We start from the raw sequence: 15,839 nt of genomic DNA on the forward strand, positions 1-15,839 counted from the left end.
AGTTCGACGTTGACGTGGCATAATAGCACGCTCCCTTAGGTTAGTATGTTAAGTGTACTAGCCCTTATAGTATCTGTCCAACTTAGTGTAGCCGATTCAATATTGTCCTGCCTTGCTGTTCATCTCCTTTTCACATCTTTCAATACATTAGCTGCCCATTTGCCTATCATTACACTTTCTTATAGTTCAAATGTTAAATATTAACTACTACTTTAACAGTATATGGACAAAAATAACTCACTGAACCAATTTAAATCTCTTAAACTTAGAAGATGAAACGTTCTAGGAGTGGAAAGCTCTGGTATGGTTAATCAAAATAATCTTAAATGTCCTCGTAACAGACGAAGACTCCCCCTTCTTTGGCCATAGATTAGTTGTTGCACCATTTTCTGAATCTATGTTAATAGCCATTGCAAAAATTCATTTTTAACATAAAATACACTGACCTCACTTAAAGGTGGTGTAATATATGAGTGGATATGGATCAGGATCAGGTTTTGCTTTACTAGTTGTTTTATTTATACTACTAATCATTATTGGCGCTTCATTTGTTGGTGGTGCTTACTAGGCAGTAACCCGCCGCTCTAAAAAAGGATAGAACTGCTTATAGTTCTATCCCTCTTAAAAGTTGATTCTCTTTTTCCTCCGTAAATCTTTGAGTTCCCCCACTCGATCCATCCCCCATATCTCTGATCATTCAAAATCAATCTGAGTTTATAACTATTAACATGACTGCTGATGTATATCTTCATATATCAAAAAAATACGAAGAGGAAAACATCAACAAGCTCCAAGCCTACCTAAATAATTAGGTGGGTAAAATGATATTCGTGTCCCATCTTCGCAACATCATACGCTTAATCTTACAATTATTTTTTCATCACCCAATAAACAGAACATATATTCTCGTTTTTTTATAATTAAATAGTATTTTTGTGGTCATTTATGTGGTCAATCATTTTTTGGTGGTCAAAAATTCATAAATAAGAAATATAGAATAGAAATCCGAATAAGCATTTCATGAATATTAACATTTATGTTCGGTGCATAGTTTCATAATGGCAAGTATGTTTCTAATTAGCATAAGGAAAAAATGGTATTTTTAATAGCTCCTATTGTCAGAGCATTGTTGTTTCTACTGTAAAATAAGCGAATCAATCAATTTGCCTATCTCCGGATTGGGAGCGATCAATGAGATACGGCGTTTCGTTTTAAAATCGGCAATGGGGAGAACCTTTATAATCGAATGATCAATTTGATTCGTAAAAATTTCAGGTAGTATTGAAATGCCTAAATTCGCCGAAATAAACCCAATAATACTTTGACCAAAATCAATTTCAGAGGAGATTAGTAATTCCTTATTCTCCAACTGATAGGCTTGTTCCACTAACATTCGAACATCACAAGCAGGTGGGAGAACAACAAGTGGCTCATCCTCAAAATCTTGAAAATAAATGCAGTTTTCATGTTCCCTGGCAATAGGATGAAGATAATTAACAAATAGATAAAATTTTTCATTAAAAAGCGGTTTAGTCCAGTAAGAGTGCTTTATTAATCTATCATCGAGAAGTGCTGCATCAATCTCACCATTCTCAAGAAGTTGAAAAATATCATCAAACCGATAGGAGATTTTGACATTAACCTCTTTGCGATTCTCCTTCGCTTTTGCAATCTTATATGGGAGATAAAAACTGGCAATACTCGGCCACGTCCCGATTGTTAGATCAGAGGTTTCTTTTATAGAGAGAATCTTTTTCTGAATAGAATTGATTTCTCGTAAAACGGGCTCGATTTCCTTAAACAGGATTTCCCCCGCCTTTGTCAGCTGTACCCCTGTAGCAGATCGGATAAACAATTCGACACCTAAATCCTCTTCTAATTTTTTCATTTGTTTGCTGAGTGCTGGCTGTGTCATATGTAGCTGTTCACTAGCCTTTGTTAGGCTTTTTGTAGTAGCTGTTATAAGGAATGATTCAAGCCATTCTGTTTTCATTATAATCCCCCATAACTTTTGGTTATACCCCTTAGTATATAGAGGAAGTACTCCTTATGCAATAATCGTGATAAGTTAGATATAGATTTTCACATACTTACTAAGGAGGAAAATTCTATGTTTCCAAATAAACTTTATATTAACGGAGAATGGCTTGATACACAAGAAATGATCCAGGTCATAAACCCAGCTACAAAAAATGTAATTGGTAGCACTCCAAATGGCGGAGAAATTGAAGCCAAATTGTCAGTAGATGCTGCTTATACTGCTTTAAAAGAATGGTCAAAAAAAACAGCTGATGAACGGAGCAGACTTTTACTGGCATGGCATCGGTTGATTGAAGAACACCGAGATGAACTGGCAGAAATCATGACAATGGAACAGGGCAAACCTTTTGCAGAAGCAAAAGGAGAAATAGATTATGCAAACAACTATATTGCTTGGTTTGCAGAAGAAGGAAAACGAATTTACGGCGAAACGATACCAGCTTCCTCCCCTACCAAACGCATCATCGTGAAAAGACAGCCTGTCGGTGTGGTGGCAGCGATTACCCCATGGAACTTTCCGGCTGCGATGATTACGAGAAAAGTCGCACCGGCCCTTGCTGCCGGCTGTACAATCGTTTTAAAACCATCTGAAGAGACACCCTTTACTGCATTAAAACTTGCTGAGTTCTCTCAGCAAGCAGGTATTCCAAAAGGTGTGATTAATGTTGTAACAGGAGCTCCTGAACCTATTGCAACTGTATGGCTAAGGGATGACCGAGTTCGGAAGCTGACCTTTACCGGATCCACACGTGTAGGGAAAATTTTAATGCGCGGTGCCGCAGATACGGTAAAAAAGTTATCGCTTGAACTGGGCGGACACGCACCACTGATTGTTACTGCTAATGCAAACATAGACAAAGCTGTGGAAGGTGCTATCTCTTCTAAATTTCGAAATGCCGGACAGACATGTGTTTGTACCAACCGAATTTACGTTGACGAATCGATTGCGGATGAATTCTCAAATAGACTTGCTGAAAGAGTCGCAAATTTAAAGGTAGGGAATGGATTTGAAGAAAATGTTTCCATTGGTCCACTTATTAATGATCGGGCAGTTCAGAAAGTGATGGAGCATATTGAGGACGCTGTAAAAAAAGGCGCAAACCTACTGGCAGGAGGCAATCCATTGGAAAAAGAATCTGGATATTTTATAGAGCCAACGGTTTTAACAAACGTTACAGATGACATGACTTGTATGTATGAAGAAACCTTTGGACCACTTGCCCCAGTATCATCCTTTAAAACAATTGAAGAAGCAATCGAGCGCGCCAATAATACTCCGTACGGCCTGGCTGCATATGTTTTCACAGAGAATATAAATGAGGCAGTTGACATTTCGGAAGCATTGGATTATGGAATCATCGGCTTAAATGATGGTTCTCCCTCCGCTGTTCAAGCACCATTTGGCGGTTTTAAAGAAAGTGGATTGGGACGAGAAGGCGGCCACTTCGGGATTGAGGACTATTTAGAGGTGAAATATATCTCACTTAGATTAAATTAATCAACTTATTTCATAAATTGGAGTTTTATATATGTATACCAGAGGGCTGAAACATCTAAGAGGAATAATAAATCGTTCTGGTATTACTTTACAAACCTTTAAAATATCACTTGCAGCAGGGGTATCGTGGGGACTGGCAGCTTTATTTACCCCTCACTTTTATCCCTACATTGCACCTTTAACGGCTGTTTTAATTGTCAATACCACCTTTGCAAAGTCAGTTACAAAAGCATTGAACCGGCTGTATGGTATTATCGGGGGCGTAGGGTCATGTCTTTTTATCACACATTGGATACAGCCATCAGCAATCGCTGTATTTTTTAGTATTTTTATAGGAATGACGATTGCGACTATTTTTAAGCTTCACCAGGATTCAATATCACAAATAGGGGTTACAGTTGTTATGGTTTTAGCGTTTATGCATTCAGGGGGCTATGAGTGGGGACGTATTTTAGAAACCATTATTGGAGCCTTTGTCGCCATTTTGATTACGGTCCTCCCTTTTTCAAAACTAAATTCTCTATTGAAGCAACACTCTGATTTGAAGAATAATAAGCACATATAAATGAACGTTTTTCTGCCGACAGCAAGTCAGATTAATTTAAGTTCATTATTGAGTAAAAAGTATCTTAATGCATTTCAATGGCATTTTGAAAAGTGTCTTTTTATTCTCACAGAACGCTTTTATTAAATAAATTCTTCAGGTTGCCGGAAAGGCAGCCTATTTATTATCTTTTGTTTTCATTCAAAAAATATAGGTATTCAACGGGAGAAAATATAATAAATTCTCACCGTAGATCCATTATAATTGCACGGAATGGAAAAATAAAAGTATAAAATTTAAAACGTTTCTTATCATTATCAATCATAATAAGATGTAAGGTGCTAGAAAAAATCCGTTACATTAATAACAATATTATTGCAGAAGCTAAGAAGGAAAGCATGTTTTTCTTTTAAATAACTTATAGGAGCGTAATATAAAATGAAAAACTACATCTTTATAATAAGACTAATTCATCGAAACTTAATTCCATTTATAACACTTACAATACATCTAATATTTTAAGCTATTATTACTAAACAATACATTGGAATGTCAACACTAAACTGGACAAAAAATTAAAGGGCTTGCTTTCTACATTCCACAGGTGTCACATACCCAAGTGTTCCATGAATTCGAATGTTGTTCAACCAATGAACATAGTCATCAAGTTCAAGGGAAGAAAAATGAGCCCCGTTAGCGAATTCTGTTTTAAATACCTTAAACATTGCTTCAGCAAAGGTATTGTCATAAGGACAACCCTTCATGCTCAAGGATCTCTGAATCCCAAATGTTTCGAGTGCCTCTGAAATTAGTTTATTATCAAACTCTTTTCCGCGGTCGGTATGAAACATTTTGACATGGTTTCAATTCGCTTGAATACTTGTGATTGCCTGATATACATGGTCTGCGGTCTTATTTGCACCAGCACCATGGCCAATGATTTCACGATTAAAAAGATCGACAAATAAGCATACAATTTGAAATTTCACATGAGTTACTTTTATTTATTATATGCGATTTTTCGACAATAACCACTACCTTGCTAGTAAATTAATACAGTATCGTTGGATCATTTATCCTGAATATTCTTCTATTTCATTAATGATTTTGCTTCTAAAGCATCACATAGATTGAATATCTAATTTACATGTAGAGTGACAATAAAGTCGTTTAAAACTATTTGCTATTCCGTTATCTGGCCCTTAAATCCAAAATGGGTGTAATCCTTCAGGAAAGCGCCCGATTGTGGAAGATCGTTATTAAAGCAAAGCATTCGTCAGTCTAAGTGAAAAGCATCACAATATCCCATGGTATAAAAAAGCGATACCGGTGTACGGCATCACTTTCGAAAATTAAAGAATTTAATACATGTATGATAATCTCTATTGTCTTATGCCTGTATTAAATTGAAGAATAATGATATTATTAGCTATTTTGCATAGTTAGTAATCCTTGTAAGATAACTTCTATCCCCCAAGAGAAACGTTCATCGCCTTCACCAGAGAATAATTCTGATTTCAGCATACCAATCATAGGGTATTTTGAAACGTCAACTTTGTTATATAGTGCAACCATATCATCTAAATCATTATCTTTTTTACTTCTACGTGTTCTTTCAAAAGATAAAGATGAGACGTAAAGTAGTAAAATATCTATTCCCCAAGCAGCACCTCGTTTGCTAATCCCACCTGTTTGCAGGTATTTAAGCAAACATTCATTGATATCCATTGAGTTCATACCATTAGGTGGTGTTGTTAAAGCAAGCTCTGCTAATCCAGGTGTCTCAACTAACACTTTAAAGTACGATTTAAGTATGTTAATAATCGCATCTTTCCAATATACCGTATCATTCTCTACTAACTTTACTTCACGAAGACCATAGTCTAACACGTATGCACTGAGTTTTTGATAATTCTTTACATACACATATAACGATGCAGGTCCTGTATCTAAAGCTTTCGCAATTTTTCGCATACTCATTCCTGATATACCATTTTCACTTAACAATTTATATGCTGTTTTTATAATAATGTCTAGACTTAGTGGTGGTTTTGCTGGTCGTGTCCGTCGATTATTTACATTTTCAAAATTATTCATAATTCACCTTATATCATCGATTTTTTTTCTATATTTTATCATATTTAATAAACCAATTAGGCAAATTATTATATTTCCAACGATTATTTTACCGGACCATTTGCTACAATTTGTGCAATTTCTTCATTTAATGTTTCGGATTCGTACACACCACCGTGATAACAAACTACACGTTTAATATCGAAAGCTGCAAATTTTGTTAACGATTGATATGCTTTGTCCAAATCAGGTGTTTGCATCGGGTTTGGACCTTGTAATTTAGGACCACGAATTATCATGGCATCTGCAGCAATTAATGTTTTTGCTGCAGGATGGTATAAGCTAATATGACCTTCTGTGTGCCCAGGAGTATGAATAACAATTAGCCCACCAGCAATATCTAGTTCTTCTCCATCTGCTAATGTACCTTTTATAAATGGTACTGATGGTGCAGTGTAACCTTCCTCAAATTGATCAGCTAATGGTCCTGGCAAATCTTTAATAAGAGGCTGCTTACCTTCAATATATGGACGATCTAACTCGTGTGAAAATACTTCAATGTTTGGATTGATTTCAAGAAGTCTTGCCAGACTGCCAACATGATCGATATCTTGGTGTGACAAAATAATTTTTGTCAATTGGCCGATAGATAATCCACGTTTTTCTAATTCTGTAGCAATCATACTTTCACTACCTGGCATACCTGTATCTACAAGTACAACATCACTTTCACTTGTAATTAAGGTAGGATTAATTGGCCATAGCCCACCAGGAAAAGCCGGTACTTCGATATTTAAAGTTATTGGTTCAATGATAGTTTTAGTCATATTGATTCCTAAGAGTCGATATTACATTTTGACTCTTAAACTCACCTCCATATTTTTGTTTTATTAATTAAAATTAGTTGCCTATCAAAGGAACTGAAGCTTATTCTACATGATGTGATTTCATCAGGTCACTTAATGTTTTTGCTGCATTATTTTCAAAGAATAAGTCCATGTTTTCTTTTGTTTCTGCGGCTATTTCACCTGCATATTCGAACATTTTTAACTCATAGTTATAGACAGCTTCATCCGTATCATCATGATTGATAATGGATAGTGCAAGTTCAGATGCATCTAACATCGCAAGGTTTACACCAGCACCTGCAAAAGGTGACATTAAGTGTGCTGCATCTCCTAAAAGTGTGATACCCTTTTTATGTTCCCACTTATGTCCAACAGGCAGCATATAAATATGACGCGGGAATATCGGTCCATTTGCATAATGAATATATTTTTTTAGCTCTGGGCTCCAATCTTCGAATAATTTAAGAAGCTCTGGTTTTGCTTCTTCTAGATTATCATAATTAATTCCGTTATTGTGTAACCATTCATATGGTGCTTTAAAACTTAAATAGATACGAATTTTCCCGTCACCATTCATTTGAGCGATCATACCTTTTTGATCATCTAGAGCAAATACACTTCCTAAACCATTCAGTTCTACAATATCAGGAAATTGTTTTTTTGCATCCAAAATATTGATTTCCACCATACTAACACCTGAATATTCTGCTGTTTCATCACTAACAAGTGGACGAAGCTTAGAGAATGCACCATCAGCACCAACTGCTAAATCCACTACCTCAGTAACACCATTTTCAAAATGAAGTGCATGTTGACCATTTTCTAATGGAGTGGCATAAAGAAGTTTATGTCCCCACTGTATAGATTCAGGATTTACAGATTCTAATAACATTTGACGCAACATTGTGCGATCAATTTCAGGCCGATCTCCAGAGTGCTCTTCATCTACATTGGGACCCTCTTCAAACAAAACAGTAGCTGTTTTATCCATTATTTTTGCTGCTTCACCTTCATAACGGCAAACTTTTTTAAATTGTTCAAGCAAACCTGCTACTTTAAGTGCTTTCTGTCCCATATCTTCTGATAAATCAAGTGTGCCCCCTTGTTCTCTTTGTGTTGCAGATATTTCTCCTTCGAAAATCACTGGATTAAATCCAGCTTGTTGTAAAATACGAGCCAATGTTAATCCGCCTGGGCCAGCACCAATAATGGCAATACGTTTATTTTTATTCATAGTGTAATTCCTCCTAATAATAATTCTTAGCGCTCACGAACACCGTTCGTTTGTAGTTAAAAAAAATAAAACGTTTAAAAATAAAAATATAATTTTATTTTATTAACCTAGTAATTTTCCTCAACTTTATACTGTGCATCATTTTACCATCGCTTACACTTTCTTTAACAATTTATAATATCTAATACAAATATGTTATACCATAACGAACACTGTTCGTAAAGAGCGTTGTTAATTTTTTATATTATATTTGGTACTTTAAAAGCCGATCATCTTCAAGCTACTTATGTTGACAATGTAATAACACCTTTTGTTCCATCAACTCAAATGCAGTGAGCATTCCGGTACTCTAGCCATATGGAGGACTATGCGCTTACCTGTGCAAACTGACTGTTAAAAATATCTGCATATACACCTTCTTTTTTCAGTAATTCCTTGCACAACGCTTCCTTTTGGTTGAAGATTGCCTACAACTGTTAAATAACATTCCATTGGATCAAGTCCACGCATTATGGCTGCACAACTTGCGTAAAAACTCTTCATATCAATACATAAAATACTGTGATATGGATTAATCATTACTATGCACCTCGTCTATGCTGTTTCAAAGGCACAATCGATAAAATGTTCTTTCATTTGAAAGTCTTGAACTGGTTTCTTGTGTAGCAATAAGCCTTTAACAACTCACTACTTACATTTAATACTTTTATCACACGCTGTGAAATGTCTCCTTTTGCAGACATATAAATCATTTATAATTGCTCACCAAATTCAGCAGCTCTCTTAACAAACCTTTCATCGATTGAACCTCCTCAACAAGAACATTCGTTCCTGTTATAATGAAAACAAATTTTGTATAAAGGTGATCAACTTACAAGTTTTGACAAGTGAGGAAGATGAAATAATTGCTGATTACATCCTTTTACCATTGGCCCGAAAAATATCTGGAAGATAATTGATGAGAGCAAAGTAAAATTTAAAGAGCCATACATAAGATCAATAAGGCACTTAGGGAATTGTCTCAAGACTTTAATAAGGTGAAACGTGAAATTAGAGAGCAGAAAATGAAATTCGTAAATCAAGCAGATTTAAATTATAAGGTGTTTGTTCGTGGATGGGAGCTTAATAAGACTTATCACCATAATGTTGCTGCTGATTGGGTTAAGAAACGGATCGAGATATATTTTAGTTTGGAGCTGAAAAATACATTATTGCGATTCAAGTGCTATCACGATGATTGTACAAAAAAGGATAGAGACATGGTCCATTGAAGAATCCAATAAATTCCTAAATAGGATGCGACAACAAAAAGACCATATATTTATTCTTTATTTCTTGGCAATTTATACTGGAATGAGACGTGGCGAATTACTAGGATTAAAATGGGGAGACATTGATTTCGATAATAAAAGAATTTACGTCAAGCATTCTCTATATTATGTATCTGGACAAGGTCTAGTTTTGCAATCTTCAAAAACAGCGAGTGGTAAGAGAAATATTTCAATAACAGATGATAGTTGCGTGAGTATGGCGTAAATCATGAAATCTAATTCTTTTTACCCCTGCAAGTTTGATATAGTATAAGAACTGCTTATGAACAGTATTTGGATTGAGTGGTTCACCGCCATAAGGAGAAACAACAAAATGATCTTTCGTAAGTTTCAATCCTACTTTTAAAAGCTGTTCTTGTTTCTTTAATTTATAGACTTGCAGTTCATTAATATCATTATGTTAGAACTAGGTGAAAACTCAAAAATAGTTTTGGAAAGACTCGGACATTCTAATGATTCCATCACATTAGATAAACATGGTCATGTTACCCTTAATATGCAAGATTCGTCTGCTGAACATTTTGCAGAAGCTTTCCGAAATATCAGCTCAAAACAATAAATGTGGGGGAAAATAAAATTTTTAATCCCCTCTTACATCACGCGTTTAAGACTAATTCATTGAAATTCAATTCCATTTATAACACTTTACAATTATTTTTTTATCGCCTTATAATCAGCACTTACATTCGTATGCTTTTATAATTAAATGGGATCATGATTGATTGTGGATTAAGGATATGAAAAATAAAATAGAGAAGCGCCAAAAGCGTGTCTCTTTCTTTTGGTGGATGAAATATATTCACGATTTTTATACCAATCTAAATAGGAGAAACAACTATTTAGTTAACACCCTCGATCAAATTATAAAATAATTGAATATGCTTTATCTAGTTATATCCTCTCACAAAAAAACATATTTTGGTACTTATTTATACTCCTTTATTGTATGAAAATATAACAGCTTCCCTTTTGGTGTCCAAATCTAATTTCACGTTGACCAGAATTGAATTAATTTTAAAAATTTTAAAAAATACTTGTTGCAAACATTTTAATTCTCTGTTACTCTAAAAGAGAATTATTTTTGTTCGGTGTAAAAGAGAGTTTAGTATATAAATCTTCGTCTTGATGATCACCTTGGACAAGGATAGTAACACATTGTGTGGTTACACACTAGGAGGCAATAAAATGGAACAAGGTTCAGTTAAATGGTTTAATGCAGATAAGGGTTTTGGCTTTATCGAACGTAACGGTGGAGACGATGTATTCGTTCACTTCACTGCTATCCAAGGTGAGGGTTTCAAATCTCTAGACGAAGGTCAAAAAGTAACTTTTGACGTTGAACAAGGTGCTCGCGGACCGCAAGCCGCAAATGTTCAAAAAGCTTAACCTAAATAGAATTATTCAAACAGGCTCATAGCCTGTTTTTTTATGTCTTAAAAAAATAAAAAACCTACTCAAACTAACGAGTAGGTTTCTTGAAACAGGTAATATAAAATGGTTTTAGACTTAAAGGTTGTGCTTTAGTATAACATAGAGATAAAAAAAATGCTGATCCTTCTTCATAACTTCAAGAATAAATTATAAAAAGAGCCGTAATTATAACTGCTATTTTAAAGGTTTATAAGTATGTTGATGAATTCGTAAAAATCAAATGATTCGACTGTTGGATCTCTACATTAGGCTGTACTGCCAAGCATTTTAGAATCATGGTTATATATTAATGGACGCTGAATAATGCTTTCCACATTAAGCTAAAGTATTTTAAAAATTTATGAAGACACTGAAACATCTTATTTATATAATTCAGTAATTTGTTATTCCTTCTTGTTTTTGTTACACTAAATAAGAATATTCTTGTTTACGATATTATAATCGTGGAAAACACGTTGCAAACGTTTGAAAATTTGAAGCGAAACTTCAACATAATGGAAATGTCCCCAACTTTTAGAACCTTATGAATTCTTCTGAACCCAATCTTACTCATTTAATAATCTCACATAAGACACTTAATAAGTAATCTGACTCTCACTGTCACGGTCAAGGAACCGTAAAGACAAAAGAGAGGAAGGGCTTTTGTTGTATTAGATAATATAAAATTTTTAAGTTGTTTTTATAAACCTCACCTATTTATCATAAACGTGAAAGGAATTGGTGACTATATGGCAGATACTTATTCATACTCTCGGAGAGAAGAAATTGTAAATTCAATAACGCATGGAATAGGTGCCCTATTAAGCGGTTTAGCCCTTGTTCTACTAGTTTTTTCCGCTACAATGAATGGAAACATATGGAGTTTAATAAGTTATACCCTTTTTGGTGGAACGATGTTCTTTCTCTACATTTCATCTACCCTTGTACATGGATTACACAGAGGGAAAGTAAAGGACTTCTTTGAAATTTTAGATCATTCAGCCATTTACTTCTTTATTGCTGGCTCGTATACACCTTATTTACTTTTAATTGTAAAGGGGTCGGAAGGATGGGTGGTCTTTGGAACAGTTTGGAGTTTGGCGATTTTAGGCACAATTTTCAAATGCTTTTTTGTTAAAAAGTATCTTTTCACCTCTACCATACTATATATTATCATGGGGTGGTCAATAGTAATTATTTGGGATCCTATTATCACGAATCTAAATCCTATTGGTATTTATCTTTTAGTAGCTGGGGGATTAATTTATACTATTGGTTCGATTTTTTATTTATGGAGAGGTTTTAAATATCATCATGCAATTTGGCATATTTTTGTTATAGCGGGTTCAGCTTGCCACTTCTTTGGAATTATTTTATATGTTAAATAGGTGTCTCAATCTTTTTTATAAAAAAATCTTTCCTTTTAATATAATTTTAAAGTGATGTAATGAAGAGATATTTGCCTGTTAAGAGTAGCTGAATTATAGAAAAAATTGAAAAAATGAGTAAGTAACAAAGGCCTCTCCAATTGGTAGGGGTTTTGTTTTTGAAAATTAATATTCAAGCATTAACAAATTGTTTACAACATTGCAAACAGTATTAATTCATATAAAAATAAGCCCTTCAAATCAACCGAGCTTCAATCCATTATTTCCACATCTATAATATCTAACATGACTTACGATGAAAAGACCGAATCTTTCTTGATTGGATTCTATTACATTCAATATATCCTAATTTCCCTAGTTTAAAACGATTAAAATAAAAAGGACGATTTCTCCCTTTTTTTAATCGTTTCTCATTATTTGAGCAAACTTTTGACTTTCTTTACAATCTTGTAAACTGCAAATACTATTAAACCAAGGACAGCCAATACTATTAATGAATTTGTTATACTAAATATCCCCAATTTTCATTCTCCCTTACCACGCATACAAATTGTAGGTACCGCTTGATGTTGTAATTTCAGTATATGCGTTCATATGACAATACACAACCGCAATTGCACCATATTTAACTGTTTTATCCATACTCCATTTAATCTTTGTTGCTTTGCTGCTAGTTGCAGAACCACTGTACACTATGCCTACATATGTTCTACCTTTTCCTAATAATCCATAGGCAGTATTAGCAACTCCAAGTTTTATTTTTTTGACTTTAGAATTTCCAGAGGTAATTTTAGCAGTTAGGTCCCCTCTATACCAATGGTTAACAACATTTATATTTCCAGAAACTTTCCCCGTTAATTTAACCGAAGTTCCATATTTTGATTTTGACTTATTAACGCTATAAGTACCGTGATCTAGCTTGATGTTTACTGAAATTCCTTTAGGTAGTGTTGTTGATTGAACAGACTCTGTTGGTAATTCAAGATCAGCGGGAGTGCCGTATGCCCTTATAAATTCAGTATCTTCTGGAGAAAATGGTTGTCCAACCTCAAAAGGAAAAGTATATCCATCACCAAAACACGAAGCGATAAAAGAATCAAAAAACCAAAAACCCCTTCCAGTAAACGAAAAAATTGGAATTGATGATACGTTAGTTGCAGATTTAAAAAAATATAAGCTTTGGCAAAACGAAAATAAAATGAGATATGGCGAGGGATATTATAACTCTAAATATCTTATTGTAAGACCAGATGGGCAAGAAACTTAGTGAATATAGCGTAAATAAAATAGTTGATTCAATTATTGCAAAAACAAACCTGCACCACCTTACCACACATGGTCTTAGACATACTCATGCGATCATGTTATTGGAAAGTGGTGCAGATATTAAATTTGTTAGCACCCGTTTAGGTCATGCAACTATTAATATGACTGCTGATGTATATCTTCATATAACAAAAATCCGAAGAGGAAAACATTAATAAACTCCAAGCCTACCTAAATAATTAGATGGGCAAATGGTGGGCAAATCAGCATGGAGAGGTCCTGAAACCTTGCTACATCACGCGTTTGAACATTTTTTCCATTTCATACACCGAGTAATGTATGATGATCGGTCTGCCATGTGGGCATGTGAATGGGTCTGATGACATTCTTAATGCGTCAAGTAGTGCCTGGATTTCATCATTTCGCAGATGGCGGTTTGCTTTAATGGAGCCTTTACAGCTCATCATAATTGCTGCATCTTCTCGGAGCTTTTTAATATCGACTTTTTTCATTGATAATAGCTGTTCAATCATTTCTTCAATGACTTCTTTTTCCTCACCTTTTGGAAACCATGTTGGGTGGGAGCGAATAATAAAGCTATTATGGCCGAATGTTTCAAGAAAAACGCCTACTTCTTTTAAGGCATCAAGATTTTCTTGGATTTTAATTGCTTCATCTGTAGAATATTCGAGTGTCAAAGGCACAAGCATGTCTTGAAGCTCTTTTTTTACTTCTCCAACTTTTTCACGGAAAAATTCATATTTCACTCGCTCTTGTGCAGCATGCTGATCAATAATATAAAGTCCTTTTTCATTTTGGGCAAAAATATAGGTGCCGTGCATTTGTCCGATTGGATACATTGGCGGTACTCTTGATACTTGTGGCTCCGTTTCTTTTTGCGCTTCCACTTGTGTACTCATTGGTTCTTCAAATTCGTCTTGCTCTTCATAGACTACGCCTGGAAAAATAGGATCCTCTTCAATGTATTCTTTCGCAATCGGTTCAACATGACCTTTATCCATCTCATCATGTTGCTGTGTTTGAATAGCGAAGTAATTATCGTGTCCACTGCTTTGTTGAAAGATTGGCGCTTCTTTTTGAGCCGGCTTCATTATTGGTGTTTTTTCCGGTACATGATCTAATGGTAGCTCTACCTGCTCAATTTTCCGCTTTTCTTTTTTTACAGCTTCAACGCCAGATGGAATTAACTCCTGCTTTTTAAAGGCAGATTTTATTGCATCAGCAATAAGCAGGCATAATTCCTTCTCTTTACTTAGACGTACTTCTAATTTAGCTGGATGGACATTGACATCTACTAAAATAGGATCCATTTTAACAGACAGCATCACAATTGGATAACGGCCGATCGGGAGAAGAGTATGATATCCTTCCTGAATTGCTTTCACGAGCGGGTAATTTTTAATAAAGCGACCATTTATCATGGTAGAAATATAGTTTCGCGAAGCCCTTGTAATTTCAGGTAATGCAATATAGCCGTTTACTTCAAAATCAAGTGAAGAAATATTTAGCGGGATCATTTTTTTAGCGATATTGACACCGTAAATAGCGGCAAGCACTTGCCGAATATCACCATTACCATTCGTTTGCAACAACATACGGTCTTGATGGCGTAATCGAATTGCCACTTCTGGATGTGCTAATGCAAGACGATTGACAACATCGGTAATATTTCCGAGCTCCGTGTGAAGGGTCTTCATATATTTTAAGCGGGCCGGCGTATTAAAAAATAAATTTGTAACCGTAATATCCGTCCCTTTACGGCTTGATGTTTTCTCATGTTTTAATAATTTACCGCCTTCAATAACGACTCTAGTCCCTGCTCCCTCCCCTGTTGCAGTTGCCATATCGATTTTGGCAACTGCTGCAATACTTGGGAGTGCTTCTCCGCGAAATCCTAGGGAACGAATACGAAATAGATCATTCTCATTTTTAATTTTACTCGTGGCATGACGTTGAAAAGCTAAAAGGACATCTTCCTCATCGATCCCGACTCCATTATCAATAATCCGAATTTTCCCGAGTCCCGCTTCTTCAACATCGATCTCAATAACTGTACTTTTCGCATCAATTGCATTCTCTACAAGTTCTTTGACTACGGATGCTGGTCTTTCTACTACTTCACCTGCTGCAATTTTATTTGAAAGCCACTCGTCTAATTGAATAATCTTTCCCACGATCGTTCA

General features: G+C 35.0%; 16 protein-coding genes and 2 pseudogenes. 9 read left to right on the top strand and 9 right to left on the bottom strand.

Going from position 1 to position 15,839, the window contains the following annotated elements; translation table 11 throughout:
* Nucleotides 1-469 precede the first annotated feature (469 nt).
* Entirely contained in the window at nucleotides 470-568 is a 99-nt protein-coding gene (locus tag G4D61_RS14685; protein WP_035349415.1) for a YjcZ family sporulation protein, read from the top strand.
* A gap of 567 nt (nucleotides 569-1,135) precedes the next feature.
* Here G4D61_RS14685 and G4D61_RS14690 read toward each other — a convergent pair.
* A complete protein-coding gene (locus G4D61_RS14690) occupies nucleotides 1,136-1,993 on the bottom strand; it encodes a LysR family transcriptional regulator (RefSeq protein ID WP_163174215.1) in 858 nt (285 codons plus the stop codon).
* A gap of 117 nt (nucleotides 1,994-2,110) precedes the next feature.
* Between G4D61_RS14690 and G4D61_RS14695 the strand changes: the two genes are divergently transcribed.
* Nucleotides 2,111-3,538, top strand: coding sequence for an NAD-dependent succinate-semialdehyde dehydrogenase (locus G4D61_RS14695; RefSeq protein ID WP_163174217.1), 1,428 nt, complete (start codon nucleotides 2,111-2,113; stop codon nucleotides 3,536-3,538).
* Between the two features lie 31 nt (nucleotides 3,539-3,569).
* Complete coding sequence (locus G4D61_RS14700) at nucleotides 3,570-4,103, top strand: FUSC family protein (protein ID WP_163174219.1); 534 nt, start codon at nucleotides 3,570-3,572, stop codon at nucleotides 4,101-4,103.
* A 554-nt stretch (nucleotides 4,104-4,657) separates the two neighbouring features.
* On the opposite strand, the pseudogene G4D61_RS18530 reads toward G4D61_RS14700, so the two are convergent.
* The 5 genes and pseudogenes from G4D61_RS18530 to G4D61_RS14725 all read right to left on the bottom strand — a co-directional run.
* Nucleotides 4,658-5,068: pseudogene (locus tag G4D61_RS18530) on the bottom strand (transposase); the annotation flags it as partial.
* Nucleotides 5,069-5,507: 439 nt separating this feature from the next.
* Entirely contained in the window at nucleotides 5,508-6,182 is a 675-nt protein-coding gene (locus G4D61_RS14710; protein WP_371316547.1) for a TetR/AcrR family transcriptional regulator, read from the bottom strand.
* Nucleotides 6,183-6,262: 80 nt separating this feature from the next.
* Nucleotides 6,263-6,985, bottom strand: coding sequence for an MBL fold metallo-hydrolase (locus G4D61_RS14715; RefSeq protein ID WP_163174223.1), 723 nt, complete (start codon nucleotides 6,983-6,985; stop codon nucleotides 6,263-6,265).
* A 100-nt stretch (nucleotides 6,986-7,085) separates the two neighbouring features.
* A complete protein-coding gene (locus G4D61_RS14720) occupies nucleotides 7,086-8,240 on the bottom strand; it encodes an FAD-dependent oxidoreductase (protein ID WP_163174225.1) in 1,155 nt (384 codons plus the stop codon).
* 438 nt (nucleotides 8,241-8,678) lie between these two features.
* A pseudogene (locus G4D61_RS14725) lies at nucleotides 8,679-8,819 on the bottom strand (UV damage repair protein UvrX); the annotation flags it as partial.
* A 458-nt stretch (nucleotides 8,820-9,277) separates the two neighbouring features.
* On the opposite strand from G4D61_RS14725, the gene G4D61_RS18665 reads away from it, so the two are divergent.
* Both G4D61_RS18665 and G4D61_RS14730 read left to right on the top strand, forming a co-directional pair.
* Nucleotides 9,278-9,511 (top strand): hypothetical protein, encoded by a 234-nt coding sequence (locus G4D61_RS18665; RefSeq protein WP_496196987.1) that lies wholly within the window; start codon nucleotides 9,278-9,280, stop codon nucleotides 9,509-9,511.
* Nucleotides 9,474-9,776 carry a site-specific integrase gene (locus G4D61_RS14730; RefSeq protein ID WP_163174227.1) on the top strand — a complete coding sequence of 101 codons (303 nt, stop codon included), beginning with the start codon at nucleotides 9,474-9,476 and terminating at the stop codon, nucleotides 9,774-9,776. Before G4D61_RS18665 ends, G4D61_RS14730 begins: the two co-directional genes overlap by 38 nt.
* Here the strand turns inward: G4D61_RS14730 and G4D61_RS18535 are convergent.
* A complete protein-coding gene (locus tag G4D61_RS18535) occupies nucleotides 9,741-9,905 on the bottom strand; it encodes a tyrosine-type recombinase/integrase (protein WP_367613782.1) in 165 nt (54 codons plus the stop codon). The two genes, G4D61_RS14730 and G4D61_RS18535, sit on opposite strands and share 36 nt — an antisense overlap.
* An 851-nt stretch (nucleotides 9,906-10,756) precedes the next feature.
* On the opposite strand from G4D61_RS18535, the gene G4D61_RS14735 reads away from it, so the two are divergent.
* Both G4D61_RS14735 and trhA read left to right on the top strand, forming a co-directional pair.
* Nucleotides 10,757-10,957 (top strand): cold-shock protein, encoded by a 201-nt coding sequence (locus G4D61_RS14735; RefSeq protein WP_025727819.1) that lies wholly within the window; start codon nucleotides 10,757-10,759, stop codon nucleotides 10,955-10,957.
* A 773-nt stretch (nucleotides 10,958-11,730) separates the two neighbouring features.
* The gene (gene trhA / locus G4D61_RS14740) at nucleotides 11,731-12,369 is read left to right on the top strand and encodes a PAQR family membrane homeostasis protein TrhA (protein WP_163174229.1); all 639 of its coding nucleotides are present in this window, start codon (nucleotides 11,731-11,733) and stop codon (nucleotides 12,367-12,369) included.
* 534 nt (nucleotides 12,370-12,903) lie between these two features.
* Here the strand turns inward: trhA and G4D61_RS14745 are convergent.
* Complete coding sequence (locus G4D61_RS14745; protein ID WP_155918417.1) at nucleotides 12,904-13,062, bottom strand: hypothetical protein; 159 nt, start codon at nucleotides 13,060-13,062, stop codon at nucleotides 12,904-12,906.
* Between the two features lie 301 nt (nucleotides 13,063-13,363).
* Between G4D61_RS14745 and G4D61_RS14750 the strand changes: the two genes are divergently transcribed.
* Nucleotides 13,364-13,636: a hypothetical protein gene (locus G4D61_RS14750; RefSeq protein ID WP_163174231.1), complete on the top strand. Its 273-nt coding sequence runs from the start codon at nucleotides 13,364-13,366 to the stop codon at nucleotides 13,634-13,636.
* Nucleotides 13,620-13,850 (top strand): tyrosine-type recombinase/integrase, encoded by a 231-nt coding sequence (locus G4D61_RS14755; RefSeq protein ID WP_163174233.1) that lies wholly within the window; start codon nucleotides 13,620-13,622, stop codon nucleotides 13,848-13,850. The genes G4D61_RS14750 and G4D61_RS14755 overlap by 17 nt, the downstream gene beginning before the upstream one ends.
* 75 nt (nucleotides 13,851-13,925) lie before the next feature.
* Here the strand turns inward: G4D61_RS14755 and mutL are convergent, their stop codons facing one another.
* Nucleotides 13,926-15,830: a DNA mismatch repair endonuclease MutL gene (gene mutL, locus G4D61_RS14760; protein WP_163174235.1), complete on the bottom strand. Its 1,905-nt coding sequence runs from the start codon at nucleotides 15,828-15,830 to the stop codon at nucleotides 13,926-13,928.
* Nucleotides 15,831-15,839 lie beyond the last annotated feature (9 nt).

The organism is Heyndrickxia ginsengihumi, from assembly GCF_011008565.1.
GTDB lineage: Bacteria > Bacillota > Bacilli > Bacillales > Bacillaceae_C > Weizmannia > Weizmannia ginsengihumi.

Bases quoted from the DNA above. Each gene is read 5' to 3' on its own strand.
- G4D61_RS14685 (WP_035349415.1), top strand. From the start codon at position 470: ATGAGTGGATATGGATCAGGATCAGGTTTTGCTTTACTAGTTGTTTTA.
- G4D61_RS14690 (WP_163174215.1), bottom strand. From the start codon at position 1,993: ATGAAAACAGAATGGCTTGAATCATTCCTTATAACAGCTACTACAAAA.
- G4D61_RS14695 (WP_163174217.1), top strand. From the start codon at position 2,111: ATGTTTCCAAATAAACTTTATATTAACGGAGAATGGCTTGATACACAA.
- G4D61_RS14700 (WP_163174219.1), top strand. From the start codon at position 3,570: ATGTATACCAGAGGGCTGAAACATCTAAGAGGAATAATAAATCGTTCT.
- G4D61_RS14715 (WP_163174223.1), bottom strand. From the start codon at position 6,985: ATGACTAAAACTATCATTGAACCAATAACTTTAAATATCGAAGTACCG.
- G4D61_RS14720 (WP_163174225.1), bottom strand. From the start codon at position 8,240: ATGAATAAAAATAAACGTATTGCCATTATTGGTGCTGGCCCAGGCGGA.
- G4D61_RS14730 (WP_163174227.1), top strand. From the start codon at position 9,474: ATGATTGTACAAAAAAGGATAGAGACATGGTCCATTGAAGAATCCAAT.
- G4D61_RS14735 (WP_025727819.1), top strand. From the start codon at position 10,757: ATGGAACAAGGTTCAGTTAAATGGTTTAATGCAGATAAGGGTTTTGGC.
- trhA (WP_163174229.1), top strand. From the start codon at position 11,731: ATGGCAGATACTTATTCATACTCTCGGAGAGAAGAAATTGTAAATTCA.
- G4D61_RS14755 (WP_163174233.1), top strand. From the start codon at position 13,620: ATGGGCAAGAAACTTAGTGAATATAGCGTAAATAAAATAGTTGATTCA.